The sequence below is a fragment of the Pleionea sp. CnH1-48 genome, assembly GCF_024124665.1.
In the GTDB taxonomy this organism is placed as follows: domain Bacteria; phylum Pseudomonadota; class Gammaproteobacteria; order Enterobacterales; family Kangiellaceae; genus JAMXSB01.
Genome location: NZ_JAMXSB010000010.1, coordinates 133,097 through 147,043 on the forward strand (window position 1 = coordinate 133,097; position 13,947 = coordinate 147,043).

The window sequence follows — 13,947 nt, forward strand, 5'->3', positions numbered from 1 at the left end:
AGAATGACTCTCTAACTTAGAAGTTAACTTTGGCTCTAGATTATTGGAGGTGTAATGACTAGTAAAGTCGATTTTGAAAGCGTTGTTAATGATTTGTCCAAGCAAATAAAGATTTTAAATGGAATGGAGGATGATTATAAAAGAAGGATTGAAGAACTGGAAAGTAAGCAAACTGAACAGCTTCGAGCAATTGAAGAAGCCAATAGGAAAGCTAAAAGAGCGGAAGCGTCAGCTAAGGAAGCTGCAGAGAAATTAGAGTTAGCAAAGGAGTTTCAGCGTAAGCAATATGACTCACTTATTAAGGACCTTTTCAGTGAACCACAAAAAGACCTTGAAAATAGCATAAAAAAGCAATCAGCCATATCTACGAAAGTAACTTGGGTAACAGCATCGGTATCAATTATCATTACTGTAACTGTCTCCATGTTGTTTCAAGCTATTAATTCGTCATACGCCGACGACAGCAACGAAGAAATAAAATTGTTAGCTAGTGGCGTTACAAAACAAAATGAAAAATTAGAGAGTACCATTGCAAAGCTAAACGAAGAAATTGGCTCTGCTATTGAGCAAACAAAAGATAAAGTGACAGAGCTTTCAGAGAGTTCCGGTGATGGAAAAGTATCAGTTGAGAGTATCGAGGATATATTAAGTGTTGTTAGGAAGTTTGAAGAAGAGAATGGTTCAATAAATTCATTAAATGATGTTCGTCTTTTATATAAAATGAGGCTTAATCACTATAAGATTAAATATTATGAGCTTAACTACATATTGAGAGAGTCAAATATAAGAAGGCAATTACTTCCCAAGCTCAACTACTATTCTATCTGGGATAAACAGTTAGTTAGTTTATACAGCACCTGGTTAGTAAAGCTGGAGCCATTAGCTCACGATTTAACTGCCAACGAATACATGTATTATAGTCACTATAAGGAAAGTGATGACGCAACAGACTATGGTGGTTGGCATTTTCAAAGTGAAACTGTAGGCACTTTGAGGTCCAGATTGAAGCGTGAAAGGGCGAGAGTTTATCTAAGATTATGCATTAATGATGTCAAATTTGAAGGGAGCTTGCTCACTTGCCTTGGTATTAAATAAGAAAGCCTGGAATGATCAATAAACGAATTATTATCAGCTTTATTGAATCGACTCTTTAGAGTCACTAAAGAGTCGCGTAACTAAGTTACTAGGGACTACTAGCCATCACATTGTGGATTGCTTTCTGTTCCTGCTGGAACTTGCAAAGTGTGCTCGCGGCGTACCAAGGTAAAGGTATAATGTGGATTACCATCATCACCAGTAGTGACTCTAGTTTCCATATCGTATGAGTACCATATATAAGTATTCGTAGTATCTAAAAACGTTTGACCATGACAGCCTTGCCAACCATTACCAGCTCCAAAAGCACTTTGATGATCGCCAAAAGAGACTTCAAAACCTAATGCTTTAATGGCATCTTCCAGGTCTTTAAGTACGCATGGATCAGTTATTATATTAGAAGTATTGTTTGGAACAGTTCTGCCCCCTTGAGAGGTAAAAAAGCGTGACAATGGTATATTCGCACTAGGATTTGGATGTGCTCCAGCACCTACTGTACTTAGTCCATAATTTAAGACAGGAACAAATCCCCCACGAGGTTGAGAACGCACTAAATCAAATATTAAGCGACCGCCGTTACCAAAATAAGCAGTGGCAGTACCAGCTTCTTCATTAAATACAATATTAACCCCTAAACTGCCTCCCAATGGAACGCCAATACCAGCCGTAATACCTTGAACACTCGAATCAATTCCAGGCTGGTGAGCATTGGCCCTAGCTAGCATGTCTGAATCTATTTGGCCTCCAACTACTGACCTAAAATAGTCAAAAGGTGAACTGTAGTCATTGTTTAGATCACCACAAGAGCCATTAACTACAGGTTGGTAGTTATCAAATTTAAGCTTGGCTTTCTCAGCGGTGTAGCCTGTTATTTGAGCCAAGCTATCATTGATGTCAGCTCGCATTGCCTTTACCTGGTCACGCAAGGTTTGCATCTGACTAAAGTAAGTTCTGGATTGAGGGGATACAAATAAACTGTTTTGAATATAGGCTTGACGGTTTTTGGTATAAGCCATCACGACATATCCTTTATTGAAGCCTGTGCCTGTGTAATAGCTATAGAATGTAGTGTGAGAGGGTTCGCCTCCTTCTTCACTCATACAATCGTTTGCATCACAGTACAATCCTTTAAAGTCTGATAAAGCGCGGGCCTTAACAGTGTTCAAGTTGCAATCCAAGCATGCTGTAAACACCTTATCTGCGGCCCATAAAGAACCACCAGTAAATAATAGACACAGTAAAGTTAGATTCCTAATCATATTTTTCATTTTATATAGACTCTTTAAATTTAATTAAATGTATATGCAAATGCTCTATGTAGTGTGCTTTTGCTCTTTTTCCTAAAGAACTTATTTCTTAATGTCCTTTCCTTAAGGGGGGTAATAATATCAATGTGAGAATAGGTTCTCTATGCCAAGTTTGAGATAAATTAAATAAAAATAAAATTTTTTATAAGGATATGAAAAGCAGAGTAAAGTGCCTGGTGTTTGACCAAACTTCCTAGTTGATATTTTCTTTCTTATTGCTAACAAATTAATTGTTGATAAACTGTTCAAGCATACAAGTAGGGAAATAAGGTTATTTAACAGCTTTATCGCTTTAGATTATTAATTAGTGGTATTTAAGTAGTAGATAGCCTGTTTTTAATGTATGCACTACCGTTAATTAATAGTATGGAGAGAAAAACAATGAAAAGAATTGCTAGTGTTTTAACGCTTACTTTTATTATTTCTGGCTGTGCATCAATTGATTTCAACGTAGATTCAGAGAAAGATAAAGAAAAAGGTCTCGTATATTATGAGTCAAAACCTTATCTACTCTATTTAAAAACGGAGAAGTGCGAAACAACTGTTTCAGTTGTTTCAGTACCTGGAACAAAAAAGAAAATGAAGTTTAAAACAAATATGTTTGGTTCATCAGAGCACTCTGCCAAATTTTCTAATGGAATTATTACTGAGATAGGTCAAACGTCTGATAGTAAAGCATCAGAGCTTTTAACCTCTATAGCAGGGCTGAAAACTGCTGGAGTTCTCTCTGACCCAGGGCAAATGAAATGTGATCCAGTGGCAAGGATGATACCGATTAAAGATGGTGTCTTGGATGTGGATGATAATGTTGACATCATAAGCAAAATTATAAATAACCCTTAGTATAGTTGTAATTTTTCATGTTAGAGATTACTTCTTTGTCGAAATGAAAAAGCCCCTTTGCAGGGGCTTAGCATTAATTTAGTTTTTGTATCGCAGACCAGCCTTTTTCACTCCAGCAGACCTGAGATACACTTCGCCTGTGAATATATCCGTGTTGTGAAGCGCGATGAAGTATTAGGTTTTGTTCGTTAGTAAATAAACCACGACCGTTAGCTATCTTCATCGCTTCGGATAATTGAGCAAACTCATCATTTGTGAAGTCTGGTTGATTAAATACAACTTCCCACGTTAAAGGCCAGTCAGGGTGTATTGACTCAAAAACAGCTTTTTGATCATCCAAAGCTACACATCTGGCTTTCAAGATTCCACCAACTCCACTGGGAAAATAAGCAAATAATCCTACTCTAATTTCTTCAACGGTTAACTGTCGGTGATCCAAATGGGTCATTCTATGTAAGTTTAAAGTAGCCATTATTTATCCCCCAAAGTTGGCAGTTCAGGGACCACAACAATATTATAACGGTTGCCTACTGGTACATTCGGCTCGCCATCTTCTGACACGGTGTACCAATGAGCCTGTTTATCTTCGTCATAAACAATCACGAATAGTTCAGAAGTTTCTAGATTTTCGTAAATTCTACGTCCAGAGTCTGCATCATAAGCGTGAGGACGAACACCGATATTATCAGTGTGTCGTTCGTCTAACCTGGAGATTAAATTCAATGCTTCTTTATAAGATTTTACTTGTTCAATGGTGCATTCGTCTCCGCAAGTAAAGTGCACTTCATACTGATAATTTTCTATTGGAGTGATAGAGGTTTTGCCTTTTATAAATGTTGTTGAAATCATTACGCAACCTCCTGAGTTCTAGCTGGTAAAACGCGAAAATCTTCTTTCGGCAACTTAATTAAACCATCCGTTTCAGGGTTCGTTCCATAAATATAATCATCGTTTTCTGCTTCAATAATTATCTGGTAAGCAGGTAATTTAACATCTGAAACTTTTGGAATTGCACAGTGAATAAAGTTCATTTTTTAATCCTCTTAATTTGATTTGTTTTTTACATTGAGCAAGAGTGATTATAATGAAGAGAATCAGAGTGTCAAATAAAATATCCAATAAATACAAGGGGTTAAGTTCATTTTGGCAGTGTTAAAGCGGTGCGTTCGCAGTGTTGCCGCGACAAGATAAAGAAAGAAGTTAGAAGGTTAAGATAGAAGTATGAAGCTAGAAGATAGAAGTATGAAGCTAGAAGATTAGGGAATATGTAACATCCTACTCTGTACTTAAGATCATAACTAATTAAAAAACATCTAATACCTGCGAATCGAAAAAAAATGGAAAATGACAAAAAATATTGTTGAAGCTTTCAAAGCAATTGTGACAACGACAAAAACATTTTAAGACGATGATGCAACATAAACAAAATCGTTGAATACAGAGCAAAATAGAACGGTTACAAAGTGAATTTAAACAGCAACACAAATACATCAACCAATAGCCGCAAATTAAAATAAAAGCTGTATGATTGTTGATCAAAATGATTAAATATTTACATTGAATCCAGCTCCCCATCTGAAAGATGCCGGAATTTTTACGAGCGCGCGGGAGGCTGACCGAAAAAAAGGGAAAGATTTTGCCATTTTGACAGTAGGGAATTTGTTCTGAGAGTGAGGGAGAGTGCGGAGCGGGATGAATTGAAAAAGTTCAGAGTTGCCAAAGGGGGTACGGCGGGACCAGCAGGCGAGGGGTGGGGGCGTCTATGGAATATGGTCTTGTCAAAACGCAACTCATTTTTTAGTAACTATTCGTTGTGTTTAAGAGGTGCGGTGATATAATGGTTTTGCAAATCCTTTTATTTAGGTTTTTGCATTGAGCAGGGCCGGATTACTTAGGTAGTCTGGCCCATTTAATTTCTGGTTTCTGAAAATTTTTCCCGCCTAATTTTTTATCTTCAATTATACAGTTTTGTTATAGACTTTTATTGCTGCGGCCCAATGTGCAAATATGCACACTGCTTTCCAAAGCTTAATCAGAATAAATGTTTTTATTTAATTTTTAAATTGGGTATTTACAATTTCGACAAGAAGTGTCAAACTACTTCCCAAGAATCGAAAACTATATCTGATTCTTTCGCAGGGAAAATCCTGAACAAGCAAAAGCTCTGATGTTTCATAACTTCGGGGCTTTTTTTTCGCCTTCAAAAAATGCCAAATCAACAAGACTTCTTGAACAAAATGCTCAGCGATATTGAGCAGGAACGCTATCGCTCGGACAAAGATCGTCAGCGCATCACCACGCTAGAATCTGACCAAAAACACATGATGAAAGATTTACACGCCGTCACCAAGCGGCTCGATGCGTTAATTGAAGAACAGAAGCGAACGAATGAAGTATTAACCCGCTGGTAAGGACTGAGCGCGGGGATTGTTATTATTACGAGCGTGCTTTGGAGCGTTGGATTAACCGCCTATAAATTAATTTCAAAAGGATAATTATTTGATTTCGTTGAAGGACTCGACTGTCAAATTGACAGGGATGAGTTGCCAAACTGTGTTTGCGATTGTGGTAGCAGGGAGTATCTACCAAAGTTTTGATAAACCGCTTGTCATTACCAGTGCTAACGACGGGCATCATAGTAAAAACTCGAAACATTATAGGGGCGATGCTATCGACATTCGTACTCGGCATTTAACCTCAGAGGAAGAACAGGAAATTGTAACGCAATTACGTCATTGTTTAGGGAGGGATTACGATGTCGTTCAAGAAAGCAATCACATTCATATTGAATACGACCCTAAAAGGAGAGACTAAATTGAAGGATGATTCACCCACTAAAAAGCCGTTGCAATCGAAAACGATTTTAGTGTCACTCTTGCTCGCTGCGTTAGGAGCAATAGAATTAAAGTTCCCAATGCTGCGAGATTTGTTAGGCCAGTATTACGGCGTGTCTTATATGGTGATTGGAGGTGTAATGGCTTACCTTCGTAAAATCACTAATAAGCCGTTAGCTAAATGATTGTAGAAAAGGACATTGATGAGTCAAAAGTTTATACGCTGGATTGGTCAAACGAACTAGGGAATGACACCATAGAAGAAACGGACTTCGATGTAGGCAGTGAACTTAAATTGATGAATCAATGGCACAGCAATACTGAAACTAATGTGTTACTGGAAGGAGGGGCGGCGGGGAATATTTATCCCGTTGCCGCTCAAGTTTCTACAGTAGCCGGACGAGTTTTAGAAAAAGTCTTATTTGTTCAAGTGATTAAAAAGTAATGTCTAAATATAAACCAAAAACCACTTACATAAAGGAAGTGGCCGCAAAGATATGTGAGTTAATCGCTAATGGTGCAACGCTGGTTGATATTGATAAGGATAAATCACTACCAGCGCGCTCCACTATTTTCACCTGGCTTAAACAACAACCGGAGTTTGAAGCTATGTATGTTCGAGCGCGAGAGATGCAATCTGAATATTACGTGGATGAAATTGTCAGGCTAGGGGAAGAAGCCGAACAAGCCACATTGATTGATGAAAAAACCGGACGCGAAAAAGTGGACCACGGATTGGTCCAAGCGAAAAAGCTGCAAATTGATTCACTCAAATGGATTATGTGCCATCGAGCACCTAAAAAATTCGGACCTCGTGTGGAGGTGGAGCATACGGGTGATGTAAACGTGGGAATCATAGAGCGACTGGAACGCGCTAAAAACCGGAAGAAAGAAGAAACGGATTGAGCATGACGCTCATGAAAACATTAAACAAAAGTCAGGAGTAAAAACACCGATGCAACTTATCCCTTTTGAATTTGATGACCATAATATTCGAGTCATTGAGCAAGATGGCGAACCTTGGTTTGTTGCGAAAGATGTTGCAAGCACACTGGGGTATTCTAACCTGAGTCGTGATATTGCAAGGCACTGTAAGTCATTGAAAATATTAAAAAGTACCGAAACGGTACTTTTAGATATTCCGCCAAGAGGCTTACAAATTATTCCTGAGCGGGACGTCTATCGTTTAATCATGCGTTCAAAACTACCCAGTGCAGAAAAGTTTGAAAACTGGGTGGTATCGGAAGTATTACCGAGTATTCGCAAAACGGGCGCGTATGAAGTGGACCCCGCCAGTATTGATTATGAGAAAGCGCTGGAGATTGCATTGGATGCAACCCGAAAAGTGAAAGCTTTGGAACATCAGGTTGAAGTAGATAAGCCTAAAGTTCGTGCATTCGATCAGTTGGTTGATGCGAAAAACACATTAACCTTTCGAGAAGCTGCAAAGCGCTTAAGCGTTCGACCGAAAGAGTTAAAAATTTGGATGCTGAATAATGGTTGGATCTACCTGCACTCTGGTAGTGTTAAAACTGCGTACCAAGATAAGTTGAATGCGGGTTTATTGGTACACAAGTCTTACACAAAACTTGGCGCTCATGGTTACTGTGAAGTGTATTCGCAAGTCCGGGTGACTCCAAAAGGATTAGCCAAGTTATCACAGCACGATATTGCCAAGGAATGGGCGGTTGAGTGGTGGGATGAGCTTCAGGCCAGTTAAAGGAGTTTAGGCAAAGGATTGCCGAAAAATAATAAGGATATTTATTGAACTTAACCCCCGCTGATTATGAAAGTCAGTTGATTGAAACTATCGGAGAAATGTTCTTCGATCCTTACGCTTATGTGATGTTCGCGTTCGATTGGGGCGAGGGGGAGTTAGCAGAGTATGAAGGACCAGACGTTTGGCAGGAAGAATTATTAAAAGCCATACGTGATGGACTCATAAGCACCGATGAGGCGTTACGTTTTGCAACGTCAACGGGACACGGCGCAGGGAAATCTGCTCTAACCGCATGGATCATATTATGGGCCATGTCGACTCGCCCCAATCTGTCTGGGATAGTCACCGCAAACACAAAGAGTCAGCTCGAAACAAAAACATGGCGAGAGTTAGCGCTTTGGCACAAAAGAGCGATCAATCAACACTGGTTTAAGTGGACGGCAACAAAGTTTTATCACGCTGATCATCCTGAAACTTGGTTTGTTGCTGCGGTTCCTAATAGTGAACAAAACAGTGAGGCATTCGCAGGACTTCACGCTCGCTATGTGCTGGTGATTTATGATGAAGCCAGCGCAATCCCCGATAAGATTTGGGAGGTCACGGAAGGAGCCATGACGACCTCATGGGCGTTATGGATAACGTTCGGAAACCCAACTCGAAATACAGGACGTTTTCGAGAATGCTATGGACGGTTTGGGCATCGCTGGAATGGACGCAAAGTTGACACACGGACGTGTGCGATGGCCGACCAACGGCAAATCAGTCAATGGCTATCGGATTATGGCGAAGACAGTGACTTTTTCAGAGTACGTGTACGCGGGGAGTTTCCAAGAGCAGGCAGTAATCAATTTATTGCCACCGACTTGGTTGAAGCGGCCATGCTCAGATGTGTGCCGAAAGAGGTTTATTTTAACTTCCCTAAAAAAATCGGTGTGGACGTTGCACGATTTGGAGATGACCGAAGCGTCATTATTCGTCGTCAATGTGCAAAAGTTTGGGAGCCGTTAACATTTCGCGGTATCGACACAATGGAGCTGTGTGCCTATGTGGTGGACGAATTTAACCGCTGGGGTGGAGACGCGATTATTTATGTGGATGGCGTGGGGGTTGGAGGTCCGGTAGTAGACCGTTTACGTCAACTGGGATTACCCGTTGTCGATGTGCAGGCTGCGTCTTCATCCACTGAACGAACGCGCTATGCCAATATGCGAGCGGAACTGTGGGGACGATTAAGAGACTGGTTTCAGGATGAACCAGAACTACCTAATCTACCGGAACTCAAAGAGGATTTGATTGGCATTGAGTACGGCTTTAATAATCGAATGCAAATTCAATTAGAGCGTAAAGCCGATATGAAAAAGCGGGGGTTAGACTCTCCTGATATTGGGGATGCGTTAGCGGATAGCTTCGCTCCTGATATGCTTATTTCAGGTCGTGTCGTCGCACAGCCTATCAGACGAACTGCAAGAAGAGGATGGACTTAATTTAATGAATACTCAACAAGTGGACGTGAGTGATATTGTCAATAAGATGCGAGGGCTATTGTCTCGATTTGCAGCACCTCCTATTAAAAATGCAGATCAAGCTCATTGTTATTTTGAGAATGTAAAGGTGCAATATTCATCTCATTCGTCCGTCGTTGATTTTAGCTTTGAAACACAAGATGGATTGGAAGTTTCAATTGCCCTGGATTTTAACGAAGTGTTTAAAGAGTCCAGTTACATTGAACGAACGATGCAAAAACTTGTTTTATGTTTGGAGGATGCAAGGCGCAATTCTCAAGAGCAATCTAGAATAGTTCTTCACTAAATGCCAGGGCTACTACAAGTAAAATCCAACGCCGAGTTGGACAAGGAAGCGCAAAGCGCTATCGATTCGAAACTGAAAGCAGAGCAACCCACCGAATCCATTTCTGCATTGTCTGCTCATATACAACACGCATGGGACCAAAACAAGCGAGCGAAACACAGTGTTGAAAAACGTTTATTGATGTGTCTGCGCGCTCGCAATGGTGAATATGACGCAGCAACGAAAAGTGAAATTGATTCAATGGGTGGTAGCGACATTTACATGTTGCTTACGGCGACAAAAATTAGAGCGGCCACCAGTTGGGTTAGAGACATCATTCTTCCATCAAACAGTGACCGTCCTTGGGGATTGTCACCGACTCCAATTCCTAATTTACCGCCTACTGTTTTAGCATCGATTCGAGATCGTTTGATTGCTGAAATCGAACAGGAGTTAATGGGAGCAGAACAGCAGGGACGAGCCATTGAACCTGATGTGATGAAGCAACAGGTGATGCAACGTGCGGCGTTAATCATGGAAGACGTGAAGAAAGAAGCCGATAAACAAGCTCAAGTCGCCTGTGACAAAATGGAACTTCGCATTGATGACCAACTGAAAGAAGGAGGTTTCAATAGTGCATTGGAGCAGTTTGTTGATGATTTTTCCACATTCCCCACGGCGTTTATAAAAGGCCCCATCTACCGAAAAAAGAAAAGGCTTAAGTGGGGTAATGACCATCAACCCATTGTTGAAGATGAAGTCATTCCAGAGTTTGAACGGGTAAGTCCGTTTGATTTATATCCATCGCCTTATGCTGAAAGTATTGATGATGGTGAGTTAATTGAATTGATTCGCTTCTCACCTAAAACACTGTATGGATTGATAGGCGTAGAAGGATATAGCGAAACCAATATCAGGCAGGTGTTGGATAATTTTGGGCGCGAAGGATTTCATACACACTTATGGACAGACACCGAAAGAGCTGAGTTAGAGGGACAGGGGACGTTATCCCGTCAGGATGAGCGCACCATTGAGGCGCTTCATTACTGGGGAACGGCACAGGGACAAGTGCTATTGGAGTGGGGAATTGATCCTGAGTTGGTCGATGACCCAGTGGGTGAGTATGATATTGAAGCCATTAAAATTGGTCCTTACGTTATTCGCGCACAAATTAATCAAAACCCACTAGGTCAACGTCCGTATCAGGGTGCCTCGTTTCAAAATACGCCGGGTTCAATATGGGGTGTTGGCATTCCTGAGCTTATGGAAGATATACAGAGAGTATGCAACGCAACAGCACGCGCTTTGATTAATAACTTAGCTATTTCATCGGGACCACAAGTGATGGTACTGGCGGATATGATTGCAGAAGGTGCAGACGTCACCGAGATGTACCCCTGGAAAATCTGGCAGATGCGCTCTAATCCAATGGGGGGCGGCGCGCAAAACCCTATTCAATTTTTTCAGCCTAGCAGTAACGCGAATGAGTTGTTGAGTGTGTTTAAAGAATTTGAACTGCGGGCTGACGATGCGACCAACATTCCGAGATATACCTATGGCAATAGTTCAGTATCAGGGGCAGGGCGTACCGCCAGCGGATTATCCATGTTAATGGAGACAACGGGTAAGGGCATTAAAACTGCTATTGCTCATATTGATGTCAATCTTATTCGCCCACTGCTTACCAAGCTCTATAACGACAATATGATGTACGACTCTGACCCTGATATAAAAATGGATGCACAGGTCGTTGCGAAAGGAACAACAGCTTTGATTGCGAAAGATCAAGCTCAAGCCCGCCGGATGGAAATGCTGCAAATCACTGGTAATGATTTAGATATGCAAATTCTGGGCGTTGAAGGTCGAGCTAAAATCTTACGTGATTTATTTAAACATATGGATATGGAGGATTTCATACCGAGCGAAGAAGAGGTAATTAAAAAACTAAAAGAGCAACAACAAGCACAAGCCAGTCAGGTTAGTGAACAAGAGTTAAAGCAAGCCGAGTTAGAGTTGAAAGCCAAAGCGATAGAATCTGATAACGCGCTCAAAGCGAAAGACATCGACACGGACGCGAGGTTAAAAGCGCGAGAGTTAGAATTAAGACGAGAAATCGCATTGATTCAGAATGAACGGAGAGCGAAAGACTGATGGACGCTGCTAAATTGACAGAGCGCCAAAAACAGGCGTTACACCGACTGGTTTATAACGACGATTTCAAACTATTTTTAACGGCGCTGGAGGAAGACTTCCAGCGTCAAATTGAAACTTTATTGATAACGGATACCGCACAAGCAGGGAAGGGACAAGGCTATTGCTACGCCCTAAAACGGATTTTAGAAGTAGCAGAACGTTATCAAAAAACTGGGTAAATCCCTCTGCTTACCCATTATCGAATCCCAATACGTTCAATCACACAGTACTGAACGATTGAATCGACCTCTACAGGAGTTTAGATGAGTTATCCCCAAAGTGTAAGGAAGCAAGGCGAAGAATCAGAGCGCATTCAGCAACAACTATTAGGTGTGCCACAGGAAGAAAAAGCGGAAGCCGGAGCCGATAAACCCGATCCATCTTCTTCCAATGAACATGACCCAAGACAGGAAGACGCAACCTACTGGAAACATCGGTTCAGTGTGATGCAAGGTAAGTACAATGCAGAAGTGCCACGTTTGAAGCGACAGATTGAGCAATTAGAGCAGTCTGTGCAAAGCCTCAAAGAGTCGCCGCTATCGCAGTCACAAGCAAAGCCTTCACCTACTGAACCTTTGTTAACAGAGGAAGAACGTGAAGAGTACGGCGAGTTTGCTGAGCTAATTGATAAAGTCGCTGGCAGAATATCAGAGCGACAACCCGCGACCGTTCCACATTCAGAAACAGAACAACTTAAAAGTGAGTTGGAATCTCTGAAAAGTCGAACGGAGCAAAATGATATTAGTGACTTCTTCAAAGATGTTGAACGTGCCATACCTAACTGGGAAAGTGTCAACAATGACACTCAATTTCACCAGTGGTTGCAAGCGATAGAACCTTATACTGGACGCACTCGACAAGCCTTACTGGAAGAAGCACAACACAATCTGGATTCTGTGCGAGCCATCTCCTTCTTTGAAAACTTTTTAAGCTCTCAATCATCAACACCGATGTCGCCCTCTCGTGAAAACCTTCTACAACCTCAACGGTTAGCGAACGGTCAATCAAAGGGACAAGAACCTGTGATTTGGACCAGCGAGACGATTAATCAATTTTATTCTGACGTCAGACGAGGACAGTATCAGGGACGAGAGGATGAGCAACGGAAAATTGAGCAGGATATCCATTTAGCTTATACGCAAGGGAGAATCCGCTAAATACTAAACATTAAAAGGAATTTTAAATGCCAATCCCACTGGATACGGGATATGTCAATTATTCGGCAGAGGGAGCGAATAATGACAGTAAATTCATCCCTCAATTGTGGTCAGGAAAATTGGTTACCAAGTTCTATGACCGAACCATTTTTGGATCAATCGCTTCAACGGATTATGAAGGCGAAATTTCAGGCTACGGTGACAAGGTATTCATTCGAACCACTGCTGATATTGTTATCAAAGATTACCGAATCGGACAGACCCTTGATTACGAAACGCCTGAAAGTCCGAACATTGAGTTAAACATTGATCAAGCGAAATATTTTGCTTACAAATGTGATGATATCCATCGCCATCAAGCCGATATCAATCTGCTGGATAACTGGGCAGGTGATGCGTCAGAGCAAATGAAAATTGCTATCGACAAAGATATTTTGGCGTATGTGCCAACAGAAGTTCATGCGCACAACTCAGGCAACAGTGCAGGGCGTATCAGTGGCAACGTAGAAATGGGCGCGATGGATGGCAGTGGTGCAAGTGCCGTTCAACTCACCAAAGATAACATTGTTGAAAAAATCATTGATATGGGACTATTGCTTGATGAGCAAAGTGTACCTGAGTCGGGACGTTGGTTAGTGTTGCCTGCCTGGGCTTGTGCGTTGATCAAAAAGTCGGAGCTGAAAGATGCGAGCCTGACCGGAGATCGAGTCTCGATTGCACGTAACGGGCGAGTGGGCATGATTGACCGATTTCATTTGTACATGTCAAACAATGTGAGTTCTGGAGCCGATGGCTCTGTGACCGTATTTGATTTAATTGCAGGTCATAAAGCCGGACTCACCTTTGCGTCACAAATGACCAATATGGAAAGTCTGAAAAACCCTAATTCATTTGGTCAACTCGTTCGTGGTCTTAATGTTTATGGTCGCAAAGTGCTGAACGGGAAATACCTCGTTCACATGGTGGCTAGAAAATAATGGAAGGCCGGACATGTCCGGCCAAGTCAAAGG

The 13,947-nt window shown here is 41.4% G+C and carries 18 protein-coding genes; 14 read left to right on the forward strand and 4 right to left on the reverse strand.

Translation table 11 applies throughout. The features are described 5' to 3' along the window. Nucleotides 1-54: 54 nt before the first annotated feature. A complete protein-coding gene (locus tag NH399_RS16615) occupies nucleotides 55-1,095 on the forward strand; it encodes a hypothetical protein (RefSeq protein WP_253042050.1) in 1,041 nt (346 codons plus the stop codon). Nucleotides 1,096-1,193: 98 nt separating this feature from the next. Here the strand turns inward: NH399_RS16615 and NH399_RS16620 are convergent, their stop codons facing one another. Next, entirely contained in the window at nucleotides 1,194-2,261 is a 1,068-nt protein-coding gene (locus NH399_RS16620; protein WP_253042052.1) for a hypothetical protein, read from the reverse strand. A gap of 522 nt (nucleotides 2,262-2,783) precedes the next feature. Here NH399_RS16620 and NH399_RS16625 point away from each other — a divergent pair. Then, a complete protein-coding gene (locus NH399_RS16625; RefSeq protein ID WP_253042054.1) occupies nucleotides 2,784-3,245 on the forward strand; it encodes a hypothetical protein in 462 nt (153 codons plus the stop codon). Between the two features lie 73 nt (nucleotides 3,246-3,318). Here NH399_RS16625 and NH399_RS16630 read toward each other — a convergent pair whose 3' ends face one another. Genes NH399_RS16630 through NH399_RS16640 form a run of 3 tightly spaced genes read right to left on the reverse strand, consistent with a single transcriptional unit; the run spans nucleotide 3,319 to nucleotide 4,276 of the window. Further along, nucleotides 3,319-3,717 carry a hypothetical protein gene (locus tag NH399_RS16630; protein WP_253042056.1) on the reverse strand — a complete coding sequence of 133 codons (399 nt, stop codon included), beginning with the start codon at nucleotides 3,715-3,717 and terminating at the stop codon, nucleotides 3,319-3,321. Then, nucleotides 3,717-4,094, reverse strand: a complete 378-nt coding sequence (locus NH399_RS16635) for a hypothetical protein (protein ID WP_253042058.1) — start codon at nucleotides 4,092-4,094, stop codon at nucleotides 3,717-3,719. Before NH399_RS16635 ends, NH399_RS16630 begins: the two co-directional genes overlap by 1 nt. Further along, nucleotides 4,094-4,276, reverse strand: a complete 183-nt coding sequence (locus NH399_RS16640) for a hypothetical protein (protein ID WP_253042060.1) — start codon at nucleotides 4,274-4,276, stop codon at nucleotides 4,094-4,096. The genes NH399_RS16635 and NH399_RS16640 overlap by 1 nt, the downstream gene beginning before the upstream one ends. A 1,176-nt stretch (nucleotides 4,277-5,452) precedes the next feature. Here NH399_RS16640 and NH399_RS16645 point away from each other — a divergent pair. The 12 genes from NH399_RS16645 to NH399_RS16700 all read left to right on the forward strand — a co-directional run bounded on the left by NH399_RS16645 (nucleotide 5,453) and on the right by NH399_RS16700 (nucleotide 13,914). After that, on the forward strand, nucleotides 5,453-5,656 hold the full coding sequence (locus NH399_RS16645) for a hypothetical protein (RefSeq protein ID WP_253042062.1): 204 nt from the start codon (nucleotides 5,453-5,455) through the stop codon (nucleotides 5,654-5,656). A 127-nt stretch (nucleotides 5,657-5,783) separates the two neighbouring features. Then, nucleotides 5,784-6,059 (forward strand): D-Ala-D-Ala carboxypeptidase family metallohydrolase, encoded by a 276-nt coding sequence (locus NH399_RS16650; RefSeq protein WP_253042064.1) that lies wholly within the window; start codon nucleotides 5,784-5,786, stop codon nucleotides 6,057-6,059. Nucleotide 6,060: 1 nt separating this feature from the next. Beyond that, nucleotides 6,061-6,264, forward strand: coding sequence for a hypothetical protein (locus NH399_RS16655; RefSeq protein WP_253042066.1), 204 nt, complete (start codon nucleotides 6,061-6,063; stop codon nucleotides 6,262-6,264). Beyond that, nucleotides 6,261-6,524, forward strand: a complete 264-nt coding sequence (locus NH399_RS16660) for a hypothetical protein (protein WP_253042068.1) — start codon at nucleotides 6,261-6,263, stop codon at nucleotides 6,522-6,524. The genes NH399_RS16655 and NH399_RS16660 overlap by 4 nt, the downstream gene beginning before the upstream one ends. Continuing rightward, nucleotides 6,524-6,985, forward strand: a complete 462-nt coding sequence (locus NH399_RS16665) for a hypothetical protein (RefSeq protein ID WP_253042070.1) — start codon at nucleotides 6,524-6,526, stop codon at nucleotides 6,983-6,985. The genes NH399_RS16660 and NH399_RS16665 overlap by 1 nt, the downstream gene beginning before the upstream one ends. Before the next feature lie 49 nt (nucleotides 6,986-7,034). After that, complete coding sequence (locus NH399_RS16670) at nucleotides 7,035-7,799, forward strand: BRO family protein (protein WP_253042072.1); 765 nt, start codon at nucleotides 7,035-7,037, stop codon at nucleotides 7,797-7,799. A 44-nt stretch (nucleotides 7,800-7,843) separates the two neighbouring features. Further along, nucleotides 7,844-9,283 carry a terminase gene (locus NH399_RS16675; protein WP_253042074.1) on the forward strand — a complete coding sequence of 480 codons (1,440 nt, stop codon included), beginning with the start codon at nucleotides 7,844-7,846 and terminating at the stop codon, nucleotides 9,281-9,283. A gap of 4 nt (nucleotides 9,284-9,287) precedes the next feature. Next, nucleotides 9,288-9,608, forward strand: coding sequence for a hypothetical protein (locus tag NH399_RS16680; protein ID WP_253042076.1), 321 nt, complete (start codon nucleotides 9,288-9,290; stop codon nucleotides 9,606-9,608). Beyond that, nucleotides 9,609-11,738, forward strand: coding sequence for a hypothetical protein (locus tag NH399_RS16685; RefSeq protein WP_253042078.1), 2,130 nt, complete (start codon nucleotides 9,609-9,611; stop codon nucleotides 11,736-11,738). Further along, the gene (locus NH399_RS16690; RefSeq protein ID WP_253042080.1) at nucleotides 11,738-11,959 is read left to right on the forward strand and encodes a hypothetical protein; all 222 of its coding nucleotides are present in this window, start codon (nucleotides 11,738-11,740) and stop codon (nucleotides 11,957-11,959) included. Before NH399_RS16685 ends, NH399_RS16690 begins: the two co-directional genes overlap by 1 nt. Nucleotides 11,960-12,043: 84 nt before the next feature. Continuing rightward, nucleotides 12,044-12,937: a hypothetical protein gene (locus tag NH399_RS16695; RefSeq protein WP_253042082.1), complete on the forward strand. Its 894-nt coding sequence runs from the start codon at nucleotides 12,044-12,046 to the stop codon at nucleotides 12,935-12,937. 26 nt (nucleotides 12,938-12,963) lie between these two features. Beyond that, nucleotides 12,964-13,914 carry a hypothetical protein gene (locus tag NH399_RS16700; RefSeq protein WP_253042084.1) on the forward strand — a complete coding sequence of 317 codons (951 nt, stop codon included), beginning with the start codon at nucleotides 12,964-12,966 and terminating at the stop codon, nucleotides 13,912-13,914. Nucleotides 13,915-13,947: the final 33 nt, after the last annotated feature.

Bases quoted from the DNA above. Each gene is read 5' to 3' on its own strand.
- NH399_RS16665 (WP_253042070.1), top strand. From the start codon at position 6,524: ATGTCTAAATATAAACCAAAAACCACTTACATAAAGGAAGTGGCCGCA.
- NH399_RS16650 (WP_253042064.1), top strand. From the start codon at position 5,784: ATGAGTTGCCAAACTGTGTTTGCGATTGTGGTAGCAGGGAGTATCTAC.
- NH399_RS16615 (WP_253042050.1), top strand. From the start codon at position 55: ATGACTAGTAAAGTCGATTTTGAAAGCGTTGTTAATGATTTGTCCAAG.
- NH399_RS16635 (WP_253042058.1), bottom strand. From the start codon at position 4,094: ATGATTTCAACAACATTTATAAAAGGCAAAACCTCTATCACTCCAATA.
- NH399_RS16630 (WP_253042056.1), bottom strand. From the start codon at position 3,717: ATGGCTACTTTAAACTTACATAGAATGACCCATTTGGATCACCGACAG.
- NH399_RS16625 (WP_253042054.1), top strand. From the start codon at position 2,784: ATGAAAAGAATTGCTAGTGTTTTAACGCTTACTTTTATTATTTCTGGC.
- NH399_RS16695 (WP_253042082.1), top strand. From the start codon at position 12,044: ATGAGTTATCCCCAAAGTGTAAGGAAGCAAGGCGAAGAATCAGAGCGC.
- NH399_RS16690 (WP_253042080.1), top strand. From the start codon at position 11,738: ATGGACGCTGCTAAATTGACAGAGCGCCAAAAACAGGCGTTACACCGA.
- NH399_RS16640 (WP_253042060.1), bottom strand. From the start codon at position 4,276: ATGAACTTTATTCACTGTGCAATTCCAAAAGTTTCAGATGTTAAATTA.
- NH399_RS16660 (WP_253042068.1), top strand. From the start codon at position 6,261: ATGATTGTAGAAAAGGACATTGATGAGTCAAAAGTTTATACGCTGGAT.
- NH399_RS16700 (WP_253042084.1), top strand. From the start codon at position 12,964: ATGCCAATCCCACTGGATACGGGATATGTCAATTATTCGGCAGAGGGA.
- NH399_RS16645 (WP_253042062.1), top strand. From the start codon at position 5,453: ATGCCAAATCAACAAGACTTCTTGAACAAAATGCTCAGCGATATTGAG.
- NH399_RS16685 (WP_253042078.1), top strand. From the start codon at position 9,609: ATGCCAGGGCTACTACAAGTAAAATCCAACGCCGAGTTGGACAAGGAA.
- NH399_RS16670 (WP_253042072.1), top strand. From the start codon at position 7,035: ATGCAACTTATCCCTTTTGAATTTGATGACCATAATATTCGAGTCATT.
- NH399_RS16680 (WP_253042076.1), top strand. From the start codon at position 9,288: ATGAATACTCAACAAGTGGACGTGAGTGATATTGTCAATAAGATGCGA.